At 62.8% G+C, this 17,837-nt stretch carries 28 protein-coding genes and 1 pseudogene; 1 reads left to right on the plus strand and 28 read right to left on the minus strand.

Annotation, left to right across the window (positions count from 1 at the left end):
* Positions 1-21: 21 nt before the first annotated feature.
* From rpsK to rpsJ, 28 genes and pseudogenes are all read right to left on the minus strand, one after another.
* Positions 22-423 carry a 30S ribosomal protein S11 gene (rpsK, locus tag ABH915_RS17335; RefSeq protein WP_018773682.1) on the minus strand — a complete coding sequence of 134 codons (402 nt, stop codon included), beginning with the start codon at positions 421-423 and terminating at the stop codon, positions 22-24.
* 51 nt (positions 424-474) lie between these two features.
* Positions 475-849 (minus strand): 30S ribosomal protein S13, encoded by a 375-nt coding sequence (gene rpsM / locus ABH915_RS17340; RefSeq protein ID WP_003803743.1) that lies wholly within the window; start codon positions 847-849, stop codon positions 475-477.
* Positions 850-1,023: 174 nt separating this feature from the next.
* Entirely contained in the window at positions 1,024-1,137 is a 114-nt protein-coding gene (gene rpmJ, locus ABH915_RS17345; RefSeq protein ID WP_009358722.1) for a 50S ribosomal protein L36, read from the minus strand.
* A gap of 69 nt (positions 1,138-1,206) precedes the next feature.
* Positions 1,207-1,428, minus strand: a complete 222-nt coding sequence (gene infA / locus ABH915_RS17350; RefSeq protein WP_009358723.1) for a translation initiation factor IF-1 — start codon at positions 1,426-1,428, stop codon at positions 1,207-1,209.
* 188 nt (positions 1,429-1,616) lie between these two features.
* Positions 1,617-2,654, minus strand: a complete 1,038-nt coding sequence (locus tag ABH915_RS17355) for a P1 family peptidase (RefSeq protein WP_370123648.1) — start codon at positions 2,652-2,654, stop codon at positions 1,617-1,619.
* Between the two features lie 121 nt (positions 2,655-2,775).
* Complete coding sequence (gene map / locus ABH915_RS17360; RefSeq protein WP_370123651.1) at positions 2,776-3,603, minus strand: type I methionyl aminopeptidase; 828 nt, start codon at positions 3,601-3,603, stop codon at positions 2,776-2,778.
* Between the two features lie 229 nt (positions 3,604-3,832).
* Complete coding sequence (locus ABH915_RS17365) at positions 3,833-4,402, minus strand: adenylate kinase (protein ID WP_018773679.1); 570 nt, start codon at positions 4,400-4,402, stop codon at positions 3,833-3,835.
* Positions 4,403-4,407: 5 nt separating this feature from the next.
* Positions 4,408-5,718 (minus strand): preprotein translocase subunit SecY, encoded by a 1,311-nt coding sequence (gene secY, locus ABH915_RS17370; RefSeq protein WP_026266474.1) that lies wholly within the window; start codon positions 5,716-5,718, stop codon positions 4,408-4,410.
* Between the two features lie 187 nt (positions 5,719-5,905).
* Positions 5,906-6,397 carry a 50S ribosomal protein L15 gene (rplO, locus tag ABH915_RS17375; RefSeq protein WP_370123655.1) on the minus strand — a complete coding sequence of 164 codons (492 nt, stop codon included), beginning with the start codon at positions 6,395-6,397 and terminating at the stop codon, positions 5,906-5,908.
* Positions 6,398-6,604, minus strand: a complete 207-nt coding sequence (gene rpmD, locus ABH915_RS17380) for a 50S ribosomal protein L30 (protein ID WP_018773676.1) — start codon at positions 6,602-6,604, stop codon at positions 6,398-6,400.
* 3 nt (positions 6,605-6,607) lie between these two features.
* Positions 6,608-7,288 carry a 30S ribosomal protein S5 gene (gene rpsE, locus ABH915_RS17385; protein ID WP_173403037.1) on the minus strand — a complete coding sequence of 227 codons (681 nt, stop codon included), beginning with the start codon at positions 7,286-7,288 and terminating at the stop codon, positions 6,608-6,610.
* 26 nt (positions 7,289-7,314) lie between these two features.
* Positions 7,315-7,699: pseudogene (gene rplR, locus ABH915_RS17390) on the minus strand (50S ribosomal protein L18).
* A gap of 2 nt (positions 7,700-7,701) precedes the next feature.
* Entirely contained in the window at positions 7,702-8,238 is a 537-nt protein-coding gene (gene rplF, locus ABH915_RS17395) for a 50S ribosomal protein L6 (RefSeq protein ID WP_011692797.1), read from the minus strand.
* 18 nt (positions 8,239-8,256) lie between these two features.
* The gene (gene rpsH / locus ABH915_RS17400) at positions 8,257-8,655 is read right to left on the minus strand and encodes a 30S ribosomal protein S8 (RefSeq protein WP_018773673.1); all 399 of its coding nucleotides are present in this window, start codon (positions 8,653-8,655) and stop codon (positions 8,257-8,259) included.
* A gap of 96 nt (positions 8,656-8,751) precedes the next feature.
* Entirely contained in the window at positions 8,752-9,333 is a 582-nt protein-coding gene (gene rplE, locus ABH915_RS17405) for a 50S ribosomal protein L5 (protein ID WP_018773672.1), read from the minus strand.
* Positions 9,333-9,692, minus strand: coding sequence for a 50S ribosomal protein L24 (rplX, locus tag ABH915_RS17410; RefSeq protein ID WP_018773671.1), 360 nt, complete (start codon positions 9,690-9,692; stop codon positions 9,333-9,335). Before rplX ends, rplE begins: the two co-directional genes overlap by 1 nt.
* 3 nt (positions 9,693-9,695) lie before the next feature.
* Complete coding sequence (rplN, locus tag ABH915_RS17415) at positions 9,696-10,064, minus strand: 50S ribosomal protein L14 (protein WP_003803789.1); 369 nt, start codon at positions 10,062-10,064, stop codon at positions 9,696-9,698.
* Between the two features lie 552 nt (positions 10,065-10,616).
* Positions 10,617-10,925: a 30S ribosomal protein S17 gene (gene rpsQ / locus ABH915_RS17420; protein WP_018773670.1), complete on the minus strand. Its 309-nt coding sequence runs from the start codon at positions 10,923-10,925 to the stop codon at positions 10,617-10,619.
* Positions 10,922-11,251, minus strand: a complete 330-nt coding sequence (gene rpmC / locus ABH915_RS17425; RefSeq protein ID WP_018773669.1) for a 50S ribosomal protein L29 — start codon at positions 11,249-11,251, stop codon at positions 10,922-10,924. The genes rpsQ and rpmC overlap by 4 nt, the downstream gene beginning before the upstream one ends.
* A gap of 2 nt (positions 11,252-11,253) precedes the next feature.
* Entirely contained in the window at positions 11,254-11,670 is a 417-nt protein-coding gene (gene rplP, locus ABH915_RS17430; RefSeq protein WP_018773668.1) for a 50S ribosomal protein L16, read from the minus strand.
* A complete protein-coding gene (gene rpsC / locus ABH915_RS17435) occupies positions 11,671-12,504 on the minus strand; it encodes a 30S ribosomal protein S3 (RefSeq protein ID WP_018773667.1) in 834 nt (277 codons plus the stop codon).
* Positions 12,505-12,870 carry a 50S ribosomal protein L22 gene (gene rplV, locus ABH915_RS17440; protein ID WP_003803798.1) on the minus strand — a complete coding sequence of 122 codons (366 nt, stop codon included), beginning with the start codon at positions 12,868-12,870 and terminating at the stop codon, positions 12,505-12,507.
* Between the two features lie 38 nt (positions 12,871-12,908).
* The gene (rpsS, locus tag ABH915_RS17445) at positions 12,909-13,190 is read right to left on the minus strand and encodes a 30S ribosomal protein S19 (RefSeq protein ID WP_018773666.1); all 282 of its coding nucleotides are present in this window, start codon (positions 13,188-13,190) and stop codon (positions 12,909-12,911) included.
* A 12-nt stretch (positions 13,191-13,202) separates the two neighbouring features.
* Positions 13,203-14,042 carry a 50S ribosomal protein L2 gene (gene rplB, locus ABH915_RS17450; protein ID WP_026266473.1) on the minus strand — a complete coding sequence of 280 codons (840 nt, stop codon included), beginning with the start codon at positions 14,040-14,042 and terminating at the stop codon, positions 13,203-13,205.
* A 29-nt stretch (positions 14,043-14,071) separates the two neighbouring features.
* Positions 14,072-14,377, minus strand: a complete 306-nt coding sequence (rplW, locus tag ABH915_RS17455) for a 50S ribosomal protein L23 (protein WP_018773664.1) — start codon at positions 14,375-14,377, stop codon at positions 14,072-14,074.
* Complete coding sequence (gene rplD / locus ABH915_RS17460; protein WP_018773663.1) at positions 14,374-14,994, minus strand: 50S ribosomal protein L4; 621 nt, start codon at positions 14,992-14,994, stop codon at positions 14,374-14,376. Before rplD ends, rplW begins: the two co-directional genes overlap by 4 nt.
* A gap of 4 nt (positions 14,995-14,998) precedes the next feature.
* Positions 14,999-15,649, minus strand: coding sequence for a 50S ribosomal protein L3 (gene rplC / locus ABH915_RS17465; RefSeq protein WP_003803812.1), 651 nt, complete (start codon positions 15,647-15,649; stop codon positions 14,999-15,001).
* Positions 15,650-15,666: 17 nt separating this feature from the next.
* Positions 15,667-15,975 (minus strand): 30S ribosomal protein S10, encoded by a 309-nt coding sequence (gene rpsJ / locus ABH915_RS17470; RefSeq protein WP_003803825.1) that lies wholly within the window; start codon positions 15,973-15,975, stop codon positions 15,667-15,669.
* 423 nt (positions 15,976-16,398) lie between these two features.
* On the opposite strand from rpsJ, the gene ABH915_RS17475 reads away from it, so the two are divergent.
* A complete protein-coding gene (locus ABH915_RS17475) occupies positions 16,399-17,823 on the plus strand; it encodes a GH1 family beta-glucosidase (RefSeq protein WP_370123677.1) in 1,425 nt (474 codons plus the stop codon).
* Positions 17,824-17,837: the final 14 nt, after the last annotated feature.

Genomic DNA, 17,837 nt, shown 5'->3' on the forward strand with positions numbered 1-17,837 from the left:
GCTCCTGGGCGCTGGAAAGCCTTAGACGCGGCGGCGCTTCGGCGGACGGCAGCCGTTGTGGGCGCTGGGGGTGACGTCCTGGATGGAGCCAACCTCGAGGCCAGCGGCCTGCAGCGAGCGGATGGCGGTTTCGCGTCCGGAACCCGGTCCCTTGACGAACACGTCGACCTTGCGCATGCCGTGCTCCTGTGCACGCTTTGCGGCGGCTTCGGCGGCCATCTGGGCAGCGAACGGGGTGGACTTACGCGAGCCCTTGAAGCCAACCTCACCGGACGAAGCCCAGGAGATGACTGCACCGTTCGGGTCCGTGATGGACACGATGGTGTTGTTAAAGGTGCTCTTGATGTGCGCCTGGCCAAGCGCGATATTCTTCTTGTCCTTCTTACGCGGCTTGCGAACCGCGCCACGAGTCTTCGGGGGCATTTTTTCTCCTACAGAAAGTTATCGGGGGAAGCCGAGTTAATCCCTCAGGGATTAACGGGCCTTCTTCTTGCCGGCGACGGTACGCTTCGGACCCTTGCGGGTACGGGCGTTGGTCTTCGTACGCTGACCGCGTACGGGCAGGCCCTTGCGGTGACGCAGGCCTTCGTAGCTGCCGATTTCAACCTTGCGGCGGATATCAGCGGCCACTTCGCGGCGAAGGTCACCCTCAACCTTGTAGTTGCCTTCAATGTAGTCACGCAGCTCAACCAGCTGCGCGTCCGTCAGGTCCTTGACCCGAACGTCAGCGCTGATGCCGGTAGCAGCCAGGGTTTCGTGTGCACGGGTCTTGCCCACGCCGTAGATGTAAGTAAGCGCAATTTCCAGCCGCTTTTCGCGGGGAATGTCTACGCCAGCGAGACGAGCCATATTGGCAGTACTCCTTGTATAAACCGGAGGTCGTAGGCAGTACACCCGCACTTACAGTGCGGCCCCAGCCTCCGACCGGGGGTTAGCTGTCCGGGCTCAATACGTCCCAGTTCAGCTTGTGCTGCCTTTATTTACTTGCGTGGGTTAGCAACCCAGGGTTTCCCGTGAAGGAAATTAGCCCTGGCGCTGCTTGTGGCGCGGGTTCTCGCAGATCACCATGACCCGGCCATTACGGCGGATCACTTTGCACTTTTCGCAGATCTGCTTGACGCTCGGCTTGACCTTCATGGCGTTCCTTTGCGTGTTGCAGTTGGTCAGCTGGACCGGCCCTCGGCTGTCGCCCTGGCCGCCCAGTGTTTACTTGTAGCGGTAGACGATACGACCACGTGTCAGGTCGTAAGGGCTCAGCTCCACCACTACGCGGTCCTCGGGGAGGATCCTGATGTAGTGCTGGCGCATCTTTCCAGAGATGTGTGCCAGAACGATGTGCTTGTTGGTGAGCTCAACGCGAAACATCGCGTTGGGCAGCGCCTCGGTCACAACGCCCTCGATCTCAATGACCCCGTCCTTCTTGGCCATACCCTCCGCTAACTGTTGTTGCCGCAGCCTCCCGGTTTGCACCGGTCATGACCGCGGACGTTTTTGATTGATTGGTTGGTGCCACCCGACCCCAAAAGGGCACAACGGGGCAGACAACCAACAGACAACACTACGCCATCACGGCCCGATTGTTAAATCCAAAGTTAAATCCGCCCATCGTAGCGCACTCAGCGTCCGTACGCACCTAGCGTCCCGGCCGCCGTCGTCACTGCTTCCGCCTGCGAGATCCCGTCGAGGATGGCCAGCCGGACCACGTCGGCGGCCGCGCTCTGCAGGGTAATGAGGCTGATCTGCCGGGCCGTCGGGGTGCTGCGGTCCAGCGCGACGGCGCCCGTCGCCAGGGCGAACACGGTGTCGCCGTCGGCGAGGGTGTGGCTTGGATTCAGAGCCCGGGCCAGTCCGGCGTGAGCCGCGGAGGCCGTCCGTTTGCAGTCCGCCTTGTCCAGGACGGCGTCGGTGGCGACGACGACGAGCGTGGTGTTGAGCGGCGGGGGCTGCTTTGCATCCGGATCCGTGCCGCCGGGTTCCGCCTCACCTTCCGAGTCAGCGGCCGAAACCCTCGGCGTGCTCGCTCGTTCCTCGCTTAGACGCACGCTGCCGGGTTCCGTCCACTGGCTCGATGTGCCGAATGGAAGTCCCAGCGCGTTGACTACCGCCAGCGCCGCTACAACGACCCCATTGTCTAAAGTGATTGAGGCTGTGCCCACTCCCCCTTTGTACGTGCCTCGGCCGATTGCTGCTCCTGTGCCGGCGCCGACGTTGCCGCGCTCGACGTCGTGCCCTTCCGGCTGCCCGGCGGCGGCGGCCGTCGCCGCATAGCCCATCGCCTCGCCGGGACGGGCGGAGAAATCGCCGCCGCGGCCCAGGTCGAAGATCGCGGCCGCCGGCACGATCGGCACAAGCCCGCCGGGGACCGGGAAGCCGCGGCCGTTCTCCTCGCACCAGCGCTGGGCGCCGTGCGCCGCGGCGAGGCCAAAGGCGCTCCCCCCGGTCAGGACCACGGCGTCCACGGTTTGGGACAGCGTGGTGGGATCCAGCGCGTCAGTCTCGTGCGTCGCGGGACCGCCGCCGCGGACGTCGACCGAGCCCACCGTCCCAGGCGGCGGGAGGACCACCGTCACCCCGCTCAGCCAGCCGTCGCCGGACTTGTGGACATGGCCTACCCGGATCCCGGCGACGTCGGTGATGGCTCCCGTTGCTCCCATGGCTCCATTGTGCGCCCCAGCTGTCCTGAGACGCGCAAAATCCCTGGCGCTACCGGCATTCGGGTGTCGCCAGGGATTTGCGCGTCGCCAGAAAACTTGCGAGGCGCTGGGTGCTTCGGGCTTAGGGGATCGGGACGGGCACGACGCCGAGCGGCGCCAGTTTCGCCGCTCCCCCGTCCGGTGCCGAGAGGACCCAGATCCCCTTCTCGTGCACGGCGACCGAGTGCTCCCACTGGCAGGAGCGCTTGCCGTCCGTGGTGACAACGGTCCAGTCGTCGTCGAGGATTGCGGTGTCGATGCTGCCGCGGACCAGCATGGGCTCGATTGCGAGGCACAGCCCCGGGCGGATCTTTGGCCCGCGATGGCCGGTGCGGTAGTTCAGCACGTCCGGCGCCATGTGCATCTCGGAGCCGATTCCGTGGCCCACATAGTCTTCGAGGATGCCCAGCGGTTTGCCCGGCACGGAGGAGACGTAGTCGTCCACCGCGTTGCCGATATCGCCCACGAATTTTCCGGTGGCCAAGGCTGCGATGCCTCGCCACATGGCTTCCTCGGTGACCTCGGAGAGGCGTACGTCCTCCGGATCGGCGGTGCCGACAACCACGGTCCGCGCCGAATCGGAGTGCCAGCCGTCCACGATCGCGCCGCCGTCGATCGAGATGATGTCGCCGTCCTGGAGCACCCGGGTGCCGGGGATGCCGTGCACCACCTCTTCGTTCACCGAGGTGCAGATCGTGGCCGGAAACCCGTGGTAGCCGAGGAAGTTGGACTTGGCGCCGGCGTCCTGGAGCACGGCGGCGAAGACCTCGTCCAGCCGGGCCGTGGTGACGCCGGGGGCCGCGGCGGCCACTGCCGCATCCAGTGCCCGGCTCAGGACCAGCCCGGCCTCGTGCATCGTGCGCATCTGGGCGTTGGTCTTGTATTCAATGCGTGCCTGGCCGAATGCCATCGCTACCTCAGTGTTTTCTCTCGCGGTCCGGGCGCGCTAGAACCCGGGCCTCCACCATGGGTCATCAACCCAAGTCTTCAAGCTCTATTCTCCCGCACCGGCTCAACGGTTCGGAACCGCCCGCCGCGGGGCCGCCCACGCCGAAGGGCGCGTCCCGTACACGATGGTACGGAACGCGCCCTTCGGGAGTGCGTCAGTCGCACTGCAAGCGTGGATCAGCGGGTGTGGATCAGGCGGCCTGGGCGGACTTGATCGCTTCCATGACGCGCTCGGTGACTTCGTCGATGCCGCCGATGCCGTCCACCTGGGTCAGGATGCCGCGTTCGGCATACTTGGCCACCACGGGCTCGGTCTGCTCGTGGTACAGGTCCAGCCGGTGACGGATAACGCCTTCGTTGTCGTCGCTGCGGCCAGTTTCCTTGGCACGGCCCAGGAGGCGGGTGACCAGCTCCTCGTCGTCAGCGGTGAGCTGGAGCACGACGTCGAGCTTCTGGTCGGCGCCGGCGAGGATGTCTTCGAGGTAGTCCACCTGCGCGGTCGTGCGCGGGTACCCGTCGAGCAGGAAGCCTGCCTCCACGTCGTCCTCGCTGAGGCGGTCACGCACCATCTTGTTGGTGACGCTGTCCGGGACGAAGTCGCCTGCGTCCATGTACTTCTTGGCTTCGACACCAAGCGGAGTCTCACCCTTGACGTTGGCGCGGAAGATGTCTCCTGTGGAGATCGCAACGACGCCGAGGCGTTCGGAAATGCGTTCCGCCTGCGTTCCCTTGCCGGACCCGGGAGGTCCGATAATCAACATTCTCGTCATCGCAAAAGCCCTTCGTAGTGACGTTGCTGTAGTTGCGCATCAATCTGCTTCACGGTCTCCAGACCGACGCCCACCATGATCAGGATCGAGGTGCCGCCGAACGGGAAGTTCTGGTTCGCGTTGATCAGGACCAGTGCAACCAGCGGGATCAGTGCCACGAAGCCAAGGTAGAAGGCGCCGGGCAGGGTGATCCGGGATAGGACGTACTGAAGATAGTCCGCGGTCGGTTTGCCGGCGCGGATGCCCGGAATGAAGCCGCCGTACTTCTTCATGTTGTCCGAGACCTCTTCAGGGTTGAAAGTAATCGCAACATAGAAGTAGGTGAAAAACACAATCATGGCGAAATACAGTGCCATATAGATCGGGTGGTCGCCCTTGGTCAGGTTGTTGTTGATCCACTCAACCCAGGGCTGCACCGGCTCGCCGGCCTTGGGCTGGTTGAACTGTGAGATCAGCCCCGGCAGGTACAGCATGGACGAGGCGAAGATGACGGGCACGACGCCGGCCATGTTCACCTTGATGGGGATGTAGGTGCTGGTTCCGCCAACCGTGCGGCGGCCGATCATCCGCTTGGCGTACTGCACCGGGATCCGGCGCTGGGACTGCTCCACGAAGACCACGAGGGCCACGGTGAGCAGGCCGATGATCAGGACCAGGAAGAACGTGCCGGGGCCCTGGGCCTTCCAGATCGCACCGAGCGAGCCGGGGAAGCCTGCGGCGATGGACGTGAAGATGAGCAGGGACATGCCGTTGCCGACGCCCTTCTCCGTCACGAGCTCACCCATCCACATGATCAGGCCGGTGCCGGCCGTGAGCGTGATGATGATCAGGACCGTGGTGACGATCGAGCTGTCCGGGATGATGGGCAGCTGGCAGTTTGGCAGCAACTGGCCGGACCGTGCCAGCGACACCAGCGTCGTGGCATTGAGCAGGCCGAGGGCGATCGTGAGGTAACGGGTGTACTGGGTCAGCTTGGACTGGCCCGAGGCGCCCTCTTCGTAGAGCTGCTGGAAGCGGGGAATGACCACCCGGAGCAGCTGGACGATGATACTGGCGGTGATGTACGGCATGATGCCGAGGGCAAAGATGGAGACCTGCAGCAATGCACCGCCGCTGAACAGGTTGACGAGCTGGTAGATCCCGCCCGAGGTCTGACCGTTCTGCAAGCATTGCTGGACATTCTGGTAGCTCACACCAGGCGAGGGGATGAAGGCACCCAAGCGGAAGATTGTGATGATTCCCAGCGTGAACAACAACTTGCGTCGCAGATCAGGCGTGCGAAAGGCCCGGCCAAATGCGCTAAGCAAGCGTCCTCCTGAGTAATAAGTAAAGTCGTGTGAGACAGGTCAAATAAACCCAACAACCGAGTCTAACGGGTGGATGCGCCCGGCGAACAATCGGCGGGGGCCGGAAAATGAAAAAAACTCCCGGCACCGGGGGCGTGAGCCCCTGGTACCGGGAGTTTCAACAACGGGCAATTGCCCCGCCGCCTCGTTAGAGGGCGGTGGCGCTTCCGCCTGCTGCAGCAATCTTGTCAGCAGCGCTGGCCGAGAATGCGTGGACGGTGACGTCAACCTTGACGGTGATGTCGCCGGTGCCCAGCACCTTGACGGGCTGGTTCTTGCGAACGGCACCCTTTTCGACCAGGTTCTCCACGGTGACAGCGCCACCTTCCGGGAACAGCTCGTTGAGCTTGTCCAGGTTTACAACCTGGTACTCAACCCGGAACGGGTTCTTGAAGCCGCGCAGCTTCGGCAGGCGCATGTGCAGCGGCAGCTGGCCGCCGGCAAAGCCAGCCTTGATCTGGTAGCGGGCCTTCGTACCCTTGGTACCGCGACCGGCGGTCTTACCCTTGGAACCTTCACCACGACCAACACGGGTCTTGGCGGTCTTGGCACCCGGGGCGGGACGCAGGTGGTGAACCTTCAGTGCGTTCTGCTTCTCAGCGGCGCCCTGTGCCTTTTCGGCGGTGTTCTTCTCTGCCATTTACTTCGCCTCCTCTACCTTTACCAGGTGCGGAACCGTGTTGAGCATCCCGACGGTCACGGCGTCGGCGGTGCGGACAACGGTGTGTCCGATCCGCTTCAGGCCGAGGGACCGCAGGGTGTCGCGCTGGTTCTGCTTGCCGCCAATGGCGGACTTGATCTGAGTGATCTCCAACTTTGCGTCGGAGACAAGCACGTTCTTAGCCATGACTCAGACACCTGCCTTCTGGTTCAGGAGCGCCTTGACCATTGCCGGCGGGGCGATCTCGTCGAGCGGGAGGCCGCGGCGTGCTGCCACTGCTGCCGGCTCTTCGAGGCGCTTCAGCGCGTCAACGGTCGCGTGAACGATGTTGATGGCGTTGGAAGAACCGAGCGACTTGGAGAGGATGTCGTGGATGCCCACGCACTCCAGTACTGCACGGACCGGGCCACCGGCGATAACACCGGTACCGGCGGAAGCCGGGCGCAGCATGACGACGCCTGCGGCGGCCTCACCCTGAACGCGGTGCGGGATGGTGCTGCCGATGCGGGGAACGCGGAAGAAGGACTTCTTGGCCTCTTCAACGCCCTTCGCGATAGCGGCAGGAACTTCCTTTGCCTTGCCGTAGCCAACGCCGACCATGCCGTTGCCGTCACCGACGACGACGAGGGCGGTGAAGCTGAAGCGACGACCACCCTTGACGACCTTGGAAACGCGGTTGATGGTTACGACGCGCTCTACGAACTGGCTCTTCTCGGCCTCGCGGCCGCCGTCACGGCCACCACGGCCGCCACGGTCGCCACGGCCCTGGCCGCGGTCGCCACGCTCGCCACGACGAGCGCCACCACGGCGGTCGTCAGTGGTAGCAGGCGCAGCGGTCTCAGTTGCCGGAGCAGCTACAGCTTCAGTCACCTGAATGTCCTTTTCGTTATTTTCGGTCACAGTGCCAGCCCACCTTCACGTGCGCCGTCAGCGACGGCGGCGATCCGGCCGTGGTACTTGTTACCACCGCGGTCGAAGACAACTGCTTCGATACCGGCAGCCTTGGGCACGCTCGGCGACCAGTTCGCCAACGCGCTTGGCCTTGGCGGTCTTGTCACCGTCGAATGCACGAAGGTCGGCTTCCAGTGTGGAGGCGCTTGCCACGGTCAGGCCCTTGGTGTCATCGACAACCTGGACGAATACGTGACGTGCGGAACGGTTGACGACCAGACGCGGGCGTACAGCCGTACCGGAGATGCGCTTGCGGATACGAAGCTGGCGGCGGCTGCGCTGGGCAGACTTGCTCTTGTTCGTACGCTTCTTGTTAATTGCGATCGCCATGGTTACTTACCAGCCTTTCCGACCTTGCGGCGGATGACTTCGCCTGCGTAACGGATGCCCTTGCCCTTGTAGGGGTCCGGCTTCCGCAGCTTGCGAATGTTGGCAGCAACCTCGCCGACCTGCTGCTTGGAGATACCTGAAACAGAGAGCTTGGTCGGGGTCTCAACTGCAAAGGTGATGCCGTTCGGTGCCGAGACGTTAACCGGGTGGCTGTAGCCCAGAGCGAACTCAAGGTCAGAACCCTTGGCCTGGACGCGGTAACCGGTACCGACAATCTCAAGCTTCTTCTCGTAGCCTGCGGTGACACCCTGGATCATGTTGGCGATCAGGGTGCGGGTCAGGCCGTGCAGCGAACGTGAGGCGCGCTCGTCGTTCGGGCGGGCGACAGTCAGGGTGCCATCTTCCAGGGAAACCTCGATCGGGCTGGCCACAGTGTGGCTCAGCTCGCCTTTGGAACCCTTGACGCTGACGACAGAGCCGTCAACCTTGACCTCAACGCCGGCAGGAACGGTGATGGGGAGACGTCCAATACGTGACATTATTCTCTTCCTTTCCCGTTACCAGACGTAAGCGAGGACTTCGCCGCCCACGCCCTTCTTGCCGGCCTGCTTGTCAGTCAAGAGGCCGGAAGAGGTGGACAGGATTGCGACACCCAGGCCACCGAGCACGTGCGGCAGGTTGGTGGACTTTGCGTAAACGCGCAGTCCCGGCTTGGAAATACGACGAACGCCAGCGATTGAACGCTCGCGGTTCGGACCGAACTTGAGCTCGAGGGTCAGCTTCTTGCCAACCTCAGCGTCTTCTTCTTTCCAGGAGGCGATGTAACCTTCAGCCTTCAGGATGTCGGCAACGCGTGCCTTGAGCTTGCTGTACGGCATGGTCACGGAGTCGTGGTATGCCGAGTTAGCGTTGCGCAGACGCGTAAGCATGTCTGCGACGGGATCTGTCATTGTCATGTGGGCTCTTGCCCTTCCTCATAACGGTTTCCGCCGTGCCGATTGTCCCGAACAGAATTCGGAACAGAGCGCGGGCGGACCTTTTACGTAGCTAGATTAGTCTTCGGTCTTGAACGGGAAGCCAAGCGCCTTCAGCAGCGCGCGGCCTTCGTCGTCGGTCTTGGCAGTGGTCACGACGGTGATGTCCATACCGCGAACGCGGTCAATGGAATCCTGGTCGATCTCGTGGAACATAACCTGCTCGGTCAGACCGAAGGTGTAGTTGCCGTTGCCATCGAACTGCTTGCCGCTGAGGCCACGGAAGTCGCGGATACGCGGCAGGGCCAGCGTGACCAGACGGTCCAGGAATTCCCACATGCGGTCCCCACGAAGAGTTGCGTGTGCACCAATCGGCATGCCTTCGCGCAGCTTGAACTGTGCGATCGACTTGCGGGCCTTGGTTACCTGCGGCTTCTGGCCGGTGATCAGGGTCAGATCGCGGACAGCGCCGTCGATCAGCTTGGAGTCCTTGGCGGCATCTCCAACACCCATGTTCACAACGACCTTCACCAGGCGGGGAACCTGGTTGACGTTCTGGTACTTGAATTCCTCAGTCAGCGTGTTCTTGATGGAATCGGCGTACTTGGTCTTCAGACGAGGAACGATCTTGCTTGCCGGAGTCTCGAGAGTCTCAGTCATTAGATGTCCTTCCCTGAGCTCTTGGCCACGCGGACGCGCACTTCACGCTTCACGCCATCGCGCTCAACGGTCTCGGTGCGGAAACCGACGCGGGTGGGCTTCTTGGTGGACGGGTCAACCAGAGCCACGTTGGAGATGTGGATCGAAGCCTCGACGACCTCAATGCCACCGGTCTTGGTGCCGCGCTGCGACTGACCGACCTTGGTGTGCTTGGTTACGCGGTTAATGCCTTCAACCAACACGCGGTTGGTCTCCGGGTAGACGCGCAGAACCTTGCCCTGCTTACCCTTGTCGCCGCCGCGCTCAGCCTTGGCGCCAGTGATGACCTGAACGAGGTCACCCTTTTTGATCTTAGCCATGGACTAGAGCACCTCCGGAGCCAGAGAAACGATCTTCATGAACTTCTTGTCGCGAAGTTCACGACCAACCGGTCCGAAGATACGGGTACCGCGGGGGTCACCGTCGTTCTTCAGGATGACGGCTGCGTTCTCGTCAAACTTGATGTAGGAACCATCCGCACGGCGGCGTTCCTTCTTGGTACGGACGATGACAGCCTTGACGACGTCGCCCTTCTTTACGTTGCCGCCCGGAATTGCATCCTTGACGGTAGCGACGATTACGTCGCCAATGCCTGCGTAGCGACGGCCAGATCCACCGAGAACGCGAATGGTAAGGATTTCCTTAGCACCCGTGTTGTCGGCGACCTTGAGTCGCGACTCCTGCTGAATCACTATTTACTCCTTGCGTCGCGCTGGTTCTCAGACCGAAAATCTTCCTACGGAATGAGCCTTGCGGAACGGTTGATCGGGGTGTCTCTTGACCTGCCTGGATTTTGCCAGACCAGGCCTAAACGCCCGTGCCAAAAACATTTGCTTCCCAGGCGGTTCCCGACGAGTCGGGGCGCAAGGGGGCACTATGCCGTGGCACGATTGTTTACGAGGTTGATGACGGCGCGCAAAAGGCGCCATACAAACTCAAAATCTTAGCACGTTTTGGGCGTATCCCCATATCACAGCCATGGCGCCTGCACACCCCCGGCCCGCGCAACTGCCGTCGCCGTCACGCCGGACAGGCTTTAGGCGGGCCCGCCGCCGGGCAAACCCGGGAACCCGGCCGGCCGCCGTCGCAGGCCTCCCAAAGGCTGCTCCGCCTGACGCGCCCGGCAAGCGGCTGTAGCAGGGCGCAGGCGGCCCGCGGCGGCTGCTGCCGGCAACGCGGAAGCCCCCGCTCCCCCAGAGGGGAACGAGGGCTTCTGCTGTATCACCAGGCACCAGGTGCAGGTGTTACTTGGCCTTCTCGAGGATCTCGACCAGACGCCACCGCTTGGTAGCGGAGAGCGGGCGGGTCTCGGCGAGGAGCACGAGGTCGCCGATGCCGGCGCTGTTCTCTTCGTCGTGAGCCTTGATCTTGGCGTTGCGGCGGATGACCTTGCCGTAGAGGGCGTGCTTCACGCGGTCTTCGACCTGGACAGTGATGGTCTTTTCCATCTTGTCCGAGACGACGTAGCCGCGCTTCGTCTTACGGTAACCGCGCTCGTCAGCCTTGGCTGCGTCGGAAACAGTTTCCGTCACGTTCTCGTCCTTTTCACTCACTTGGCATCCTCCTCGGATTCAACCGTTTCAGCCTTTTCGGCCTTCTTGGTTGCAGCCTTCTTGGACTTCTTCTCTTCCTTGGCTTCCACAACCGGTGCGGCAACCTCGGCACGAATGCCGAGCTCGCGCTCACGGAGAACGGTGTAGATGCGGGCGATGTCCTTCTTTACCGCGCGCAGACGACCGTGGTTCTCCAGCTGACCGGTGGCGGACTGGAAACGCAGGTTGAACAGCTCTTCCTTGGCCTTGCGGAGTTCTTCAACGAGACGCTCGTTGTCGAAACCGTCCAGCTGTGCGGATGCAAGTTCCTTGGATCCTACTGCCATTTCTACTCACCACCTTCGCGACGCACAATGCGTGCCTTCAACGGCAGCTTGTGGATTGCCAGGCGCAGGGCCTCGCGAGCTACCTCTTCACTGACACCGGAGAGTTCGAAGAGAACCCGGCCCGGCTTGACGTTTGAGACCCACCATTCCGGAGAACCCTTACCGGAACCCATGCGGGTTTCGGCCGGCTTCTTCGTCAGCGGACGGTCCGGGTAAATGTTGATCCAGACCTTTCCGCCACGCTTGATGTGGCGGGTCATCGCGATACGGGCAGATTCGATCTGACGGTTCGTGACGTAGGCCGGGCTCAGCGCCTGGATGCCCCACTCACCGAAGGAGACCTGGGTGCCGCCCGTAGCAGCGCCGGAACGACCCGGGTGGTGCTGCTTACGGTGCTTGACTCGACGTGGGATAAGCATTTAAGCCTGTCCTCCTTCTACTGCCGGTGCAGCTGCTGCTTCGACAGCCGGAGCTTCGGCGGCAGGTGCTGCCTCAGCTGCGGGGCGGTCGGGACGACGGCGGCGGTCACCACGGTCGGCGCCACCCGGGCGGCCCGGGCGGTCGCCGGCACGGCCACGGGACGGAGCAGCAGCTGCCTGCTGAGCCAGTTCCTTGGCAGTGACGTCGCCCTTGTAGATCCAGACCTTCACGCCGATGCGGCCGAAGGTGGTCTTGGCCTCGTAGAAGCCGTAGTCGATGTTCGCACGCAGGGTGTGCAGGGGCACACGGCCTTCGCGGTAGAACTCCGAGCGGGACATTTCTGCGCCGCCCAGTCGACCCGAGCAAGCGATCCGGATGCCCTTGGCACCGGCGCGCTGTGCGGACTGCATGGCCTTCTTCATCGCACGGCGGAAAGCCACGCGGGAAGTCAGCTGCTCAGCAACGCCCTGGGCGACAAGCTGGGCTTCCATCTCGGGGTTCTTGACCTCGAGGATGTTCAGCTGTACCTGCTTGCCCGTGAGCTTCTCAAGCTCGCCGCGGATGCGGTCTGCTTCAGCGCCGCGGCGGCCGATGACGATGCCCGGACGTGCCGTGTGGATATCCACACGGACACGGTCGCGGGTGCGCTCGATTTCGACCTTGGCGATACCGGCGCGCTCCATGCCCGTGGACATGAGCTGGCGGATGCGGATGTCTTCGCGAACGAAGTCCTTGTACCGCTGGCCGGCCTTGGTGCTGTCAGCAAACCAGTGCGATACGTGATCGGTGGTGATGCCGAGTCGGAACCCGTGCGGGTTAACTTTCTGTCCCACTTAGCGAGCCTCCTCTTTCTCCGGGGTAGCGACTACCACGGTGATGTGGCTCGTGCGCTTCTTGATCTGAAATGCACGACCCTGGGCTCGCGGCTGGAACCGCTTCATGGTCGGGCCTTCATCAACAAACGCTTCGCTGATGATGAGGTCACCTTCGTCAAACGCCACGCCGTCGCGGTCCGCGAGGACCCGGGCGTTGGAGATTGCCGACTGAACTACCTTGAATACCGGCTCCGAAGCTGCCTGGGGGGCAAACTTCAGAATTGCCAGAGCCTCATTCGCTTGCTTACCACGAACAAGGTTGACGACGCGCCGGGCCTTCATAGGCGTTACGCGGATGTGACGCGCAATTGCCTTGGCTTCCATTGCTTTCCTTCTCTCGTCTTTGACGTAAGTGCAGGCGCCTAGCGGCGCTTGCCCTTACGGTCGTCCTTGACATGGCCGCGGAATGTCCGCGTGGGAGCGAATTCGCCGAGCTTGTGCCCGACCATCGACTCAGTGACAAACACGGGGATGTGCTTGCGTCCGTCGTGTACGGCGATCGTGTGGCCGAGCATGTCGGGGACGATCATCGAACGGCGGGACCAGGTCTTGATGACGTTCTTGGTGCCCTTTTCGTTTTCCCTGGCTACCTTTACAAAGAGGTGCTGGTCAACGAAAGGACCTTTTTTCAGGCTGCGTGGCATGTGTCCAGGCTCCTATCGCTTGTTCTTGCCAGTACGACGGCGACGAACAATAAGCTTGTCGCTCTCTTTGTTGGGACGGCGGGTGCGGCCTTCGCGCTTACCGTTCGGGTTGACGGGGTGACGTCCACCGGACGTCTTACCCTCGCCACCACCGTGGGGGTGGTCAACCGGGTTCATGGCGACACCACGGACGGTCGGGCGAACGCCCTTCCACCGCATACGGCCGGCCTTGCCCCAGTTGATGTTCGACTGCTCGGCGTTGCCGACCTCGCCGACGGTTGCGCGGCAGCGCACGTCAACGTTGCGGATTTCGCCGGAAGGCAGACGCAGCTGGGCGAAACGGCCTTCCTTTGCAACGAGCTGGATCGATGCGCCGGCGGAGCGGCCCATCTTGGCGCCGCCACCCGGGCGCAGTTCGACTGCGTGGATTACGGTACCGACCGGGATGTTGCGCAGCGGAAGGTTGTTGCCGGGCTTGATGTCAGCGTCGGCGCCGGCCTCTACGAAGTCGCCCTGGGACAGCTTGTTCGGGGCGATGATGTAACGCTTGGTGCCATCAACGTAGTGCAGGAGGGCGATCCGAGCCGTGCGGTTCGGGTCGTACTCGATTTCGGCAACGCGGGCGTTGACGCCGTCCTTGTCGTGGCGACGGAAGTCGATCAGACGATACTGGCGCTTGTGTCCACCACCCTTGTGACGGGTCGTGATCTTACCGGAGTTGTTACGGCCACCCTTTTTCGGGAGGGGACGTACCAACGACTTTTCCGGCGTCGACCGCGTGATTTCAGTGAAGTCCGCTACGCTCGAGCCGCGACGGCCCGGGGTAGTCGGCTTGTATTTACGGATTCCCATAATTTATTTCCTCGTTAAAGTGGTCTCCGCTATGAAAGCGGACCGCCGAAGATGTCGATAGTGCCTTCTTTGAGGCTCACAATGGCACGCTTGGTGTTCTTGCGGGTACCCCAGCCGAATTTGGTGCGCTTGCGCTTACCGGCACGGTTGATGGTGTTGATCGATTCGACCTTGACGGAGAAAATCTTCTCCACGGCCAGCTTGATCTCGGTCTTGTTCGAGCGGGGGTCCACCAGGAAGGTGTACTTGCCCTCGTCGATCAGGCCGTAGCTCTTTTCCGAGACGACGGGTGCAAGCACGACGTCGCGCGGGTCTTTGATGGTGGCTGCGCTCACTTGGCATCCTCCTCGTTCTTTGCAGCCTTGTCAGCAACGAATGCTTCGTAGGCAGCCTTGGTGAAGACTACGTCGTCGGAAACGAGAACGTCGTAGGTGTTCAGCTGGTCTGCGTACAGAACGTGAACTTCCTCGAGGTTGCGCACGGACAGTGCAGCAACATCGTTGGCGCGCTCAATGACAACGAGCAGGTTCTTGCGCTCGGAAACTCCGCGCAGGGTTGCCAGTGCTTCCTTGGAGGACGGCTTGGAGCCGGCAACCAGGTCAGCAACGACGTGGACGCGGCCGTTGCGGGCGCGGTCCGAGAGTGCGCCGCGCAGTGCAGCAGCAATCATCTTCTTGGGGGTGCGCTGGCTGTAGTCACGCGGCGTGGGGCCGTGGACAACGCCACCACCGGTCATGTGAGGAGCACGGATGGAACCCTGACGGGCGCGGCCGGTGCCCTTCTGCTTGAACGGCTTGCGACCTGCACCGGAAACCTCGGCGCGGGTCTTGGTCTTGTGGGTACCCTGGCGAGCAGCAGCGAGCTGGGCAACGACGACCTGGTGCAGCAGCGGCACGTTGGTCTGTACGTCGAAGATCTCTGCAGGCAGGTCAACCTTGACAGTGCTAGTCATTGAACTAGGCTCCCTTCACGGCGGTGCGTACGAGTACGACCTGGCCGCGGGCGCCGGGGACGGCGCCCTTGATCAGGAGCAGCGACTTCTCGACGTCAACCGCGTGGACCGTGAGGTTCAGCGTGGTGTGACGAACGGCGCCCATGCGGCCGGCCATTTTCATGCCCTTGAAGACGCGGCTCGGGGTGGATGCGCCACCGATTGAACCGGGCTTACGGTGGTTCTTGTGGGCACCGTGGGAAGCTCCAACGCCGTGGAAGCCGTGACGCTTCATAACACCGGCGAAGCCCTTACCCTTGGTGGTGCCAACGACGTCGATCTTCTGGCCGGCTTCGAAGAGCTCTACGGAGAGCTCCTGGCCCAGCTCGTAAGAGTCAGCATCTGCAGTGCGCAGTTCTACGACGTGGCGGCGAGGCGTGACGCCTGCCTTTTCAAAGTGACCAGCCAGCGGCTTGGTGACCTTGCGGGGATCGATCTGGCCGTAGCCGATCTGAACGGCGACATAGCCATCAGTTTCTGCATTGCGCAGCTGCGTGATGACGTTCGAGTCAGCCTGGACCACAGTGACGGGGATGAGCTTGTTGTTCTCGTCCCAGACCTGGGTCATGCCGAGCTTCGTGCCCAGCAGGCCCTTTACGTTACGGGTTGCGGTCATAGTCTCTCAGCACCTCCCTACAGCTTGATTTCGATGTTCACGTCGGCCGGCAGGTCGAGACGCATGAGCGAATCAACAGCCTTGGGCGTGGGATCGATGATGTCGATAAGACGCTTGTGCGTGCGCATTTCAAAGTGCTCGCGGCTGTCCTTGTACTTGTGCGGAGAGCGGATAACGCAGTAAACGTTCTTCTCCGTCGGCAGCGGCACGGGGCCAACTACAGTTGCGCCTGCGCGCGTGACCGTCTCAACGATCTTCCGTGCTGAAACGTCAATGACCTCGTGGTCATATGACTTCAGCCGGATGCGGATTTTTTGTCCCGCCATGTCGCCTGACTCTCTTTCAGTCTGTGCTTCCCCTGATTAGGGCTGCCCTGTTCACTTACTAGTTGTATGGCTGCCGAAGCATTTGAAGTCGTAACTACCACCCGCCGCACAAGCTGAATCCGGAAGGATCCGGGTTCCTCAACCTGCCGACGCAACCGACCCCCGCGGTCGGGCGTGTCGCATGTTTTCACACGTACGCGTCCGCAATTCCATGGGGAGTGGGTTATGTTTGGTCTCTCACTTGGACCCTGGCACCCGGCATTATCCGGATCGGGACGCGAAAGAGCGCTTGAACAACTCATCTAGTATGCCGGAATATTCGGGCAGAAGCGAATCAGCCCGTAGCAGGCACTGCAATCACTGCACTGCAATCCCTGCCGGAGGGCCATTGTCCTGAATCGCCGTCGAATGGATGATAGGGGCATGACTGTGCAGGACTCTGTGGCAGTTCAGGCCCTCGCCGCGCGCCTGAGCCCGGGATTCACCCTGGGTGTTTCCTCCGCGGCTTTCCAGATCGAGGGGAGCCTCGCCGCCGGCGGCCGCGGGCCCTCGGGCTGGGACGCCTTTGCCGAAAAGCCCGGCAACATCCTGCACGGGCACTCCCCCGCCGTCGCCTGCGACCACTATAACCGTGCCGAGGAAGACATCGAACTGATGCACGATCTCGGGATCGATTCCTATCGCTTCTCGATCTCCTGGCCGCGGGTCCAGCCCGAGGGCAGCGGCCGCTTCAATGCGGCCGGCCTGGACTTCTACGACCGCCTGATCGACCGGCTCCTCGCCGCCGGCATCTCCCCCATGGCCACCCTCTACCACTGGGATACGCCGCTGCCCCTCGAGCACCGGGGCGGCTGGATGGACCGTTCGACGGCGGAACGGTTTGCCGAGTACAGCGCGGCCGCAGGCAAGCGGTTCGGCGACCGCGTGGCGCAGTGGGTGACGCTGAACGAGCCCGCCTCGGTTACCCTGAACGGCTACGCCCTGGGCGTCCACGCGCCCGGCCGCGGCCTGCTCTTCGATGCCCTGCCGTCGGTGCGGCATCAGCTCTTGGGGCACGGGCTGGCGGTTCAGGCGTTGCGCGCGGAGGGTGTCGCCGGCGCCGTCGGCGTGACGAACCTGCATTCCCCCGTCCGGCCTGCCTCCGGTTCGCCAACGGACAGGCTGCTGGCCAGGGTGTTCGACTTCGTGCTGAACCGGCTCTACGCTGACCCGATCCTCCTGGGCCGCTTTCCCCGGCTGCCGCTGATCGCCCGGCCGTGGTTCCGTTCAATGCGGAGCATCAGCGACGCGGACCTGGCCACGATCCACCAGCCGCTGGATTTCTACGGCCTGAACTATTACTACCCCGTCAAGGTGGCCACGGGGCGCGGCGTCGACAGCCTTTCGGCAACCGCGGAGGCGATGCTCAAAGTTCCGTTCCATATGGCCGCGTTCCCGGAGTACGAGCGCACGGGATTCGGCTGGCCGGTCGCTCCGGACCACCTGGGGATCCTGCTCCGGGAGCTGAAGGACCGGTACGGTGCCTCGCTGCCGCCGCTCTACATCACCGAGAGCGGGGCGAGCTTCCCCGAACCGGACCACGTCACCGGTCCCATCCCCGACGCCGGGCGGATCAGCTACCTCGCCGCGCACCTCAGCCAGGCGGTGGAGGCCACTTCCCCCGGGGGCGTGGCCCACGACGTCGAGCTGCTCGGCTACTACGTCTGGACGCTGATGGACAACTTCGAATGGGCGGCCGGTTACTCGCAGCGCTTCGGCCTGGTGCACGTCGATTTCACGAGCCTCAAGCGCACGCCGAAAGACTCGTACTACTGGTACCAGGCCCTCGCGCGGGCACGCCGGGCCTGAGTCCCGTCCGGCCG

It is taken from the genome of Arthrobacter sp. MW3 TE3886 (genome assembly GCF_041262145.1).
Classification (GTDB): domain Bacteria; phylum Actinomycetota; class Actinomycetes; order Actinomycetales; family Micrococcaceae; genus Arthrobacter.

Excerpts from the sequence above, each read along its gene's own strand:
- rpsK (WP_018773682.1), bottom strand. The coding sequence starts at position 423 with ATGCCCCCGAAGACTCGTGGCGCGGTTCGCAAGCCGCGTAAGAAGGAC.
- rpsM (WP_003803743.1), bottom strand. The coding sequence starts at position 849 with ATGGCTCGTCTCGCTGGCGTAGACATTCCCCGCGAAAAGCGGCTGGAA.
- rpmJ (WP_009358722.1), bottom strand. The coding sequence starts at position 1,137 with ATGAAGGTCAAGCCGAGCGTCAAGCAGATCTGCGAAAAGTGCAAAGTG.
- infA (WP_009358723.1), bottom strand. The coding sequence starts at position 1,428 with ATGGCCAAGAAGGACGGGGTCATTGAGATCGAGGGCGTTGTGACCGAG.
- ABH915_RS17355 (WP_370123648.1), bottom strand. The coding sequence starts at position 2,654 with ATGGGAGCAACGGGAGCCATCACCGACGTCGCCGGGATCCGGGTAGGC.
- map (WP_370123651.1), bottom strand. The coding sequence starts at position 3,603 with ATGGCATTCGGCCAGGCACGCATTGAATACAAGACCAACGCCCAGATG.
- ABH915_RS17365 (WP_018773679.1), bottom strand. The coding sequence starts at position 4,402 with ATGTTGATTATCGGACCTCCCGGGTCCGGCAAGGGAACGCAGGCGGAA.
- rplO (WP_370123655.1), bottom strand. The coding sequence starts at position 6,397 with ATGGCAGAGAAGAACACCGCCGAAAAGGCACAGGGCGCCGCTGAGAAG.
- rpmD (WP_018773676.1), bottom strand. The coding sequence starts at position 6,604 with ATGGCTAAGAACGTGCTTGTCTCCGACGCAAAGTTGGAGATCACTCAG.
- rplF (WP_011692797.1), bottom strand. The coding sequence starts at position 8,238 with ATGTCACGTATTGGACGTCTCCCCATCACCGTTCCTGCCGGCGTTGAG.
- rpsH (WP_018773673.1), bottom strand. The coding sequence starts at position 8,655 with ATGACAATGACAGATCCCGTCGCAGACATGCTTACGCGTCTGCGCAAC.
- rplE (WP_018773672.1), bottom strand. The coding sequence starts at position 9,333 with ATGACTGAGACTCTCGAGACTCCGGCAAGCAAGATCGTTCCTCGTCTG.
- rplX (WP_018773671.1), bottom strand. The coding sequence starts at position 9,692 with ATGGCTAAGATCAAAAAGGGTGACCTCGTTCAGGTCATCACTGGCGCC.
- rpmC (WP_018773669.1), bottom strand. The coding sequence starts at position 11,251 with ATGGCAGTAGGATCCAAGGAACTTGCATCCGCACAGCTGGACGGTTTC.
- rplP (WP_018773668.1), bottom strand. The coding sequence starts at position 11,670 with ATGCTTATCCCACGTCGAGTCAAGCACCGTAAGCAGCACCACCCGGGT.
- rplV (WP_003803798.1), bottom strand. The coding sequence starts at position 12,870 with ATGGAAGCCAAGGCAATTGCGCGTCACATCCGCGTAACGCCTATGAAG.
- rpsS (WP_018773666.1), bottom strand. The coding sequence starts at position 13,190 with ATGCCACGCAGCCTGAAAAAAGGTCCTTTCGTTGACCAGCACCTCTTT.
- rplB (WP_026266473.1), bottom strand. The coding sequence starts at position 14,042 with ATGGGAATCCGTAAATACAAGCCGACTACCCCGGGCCGTCGCGGCTCG.
- rplD (WP_018773663.1), bottom strand. The coding sequence starts at position 14,994 with ATGACTAGCACTGTCAAGGTTGACCTGCCTGCAGAGATCTTCGACGTA.
- rplC (WP_003803812.1), bottom strand. The coding sequence starts at position 15,649 with ATGACCGCAACCCGTAACGTAAAGGGCCTGCTGGGCACGAAGCTCGGC.
- rpsJ (WP_003803825.1), bottom strand. The coding sequence starts at position 15,975 with ATGGCGGGACAAAAAATCCGCATCCGGCTGAAGTCATATGACCACGAG.
- ABH915_RS17475 (WP_370123677.1), top strand. The coding sequence starts at position 16,399 with ATGACTGTGCAGGACTCTGTGGCAGTTCAGGCCCTCGCCGCGCGCCTG.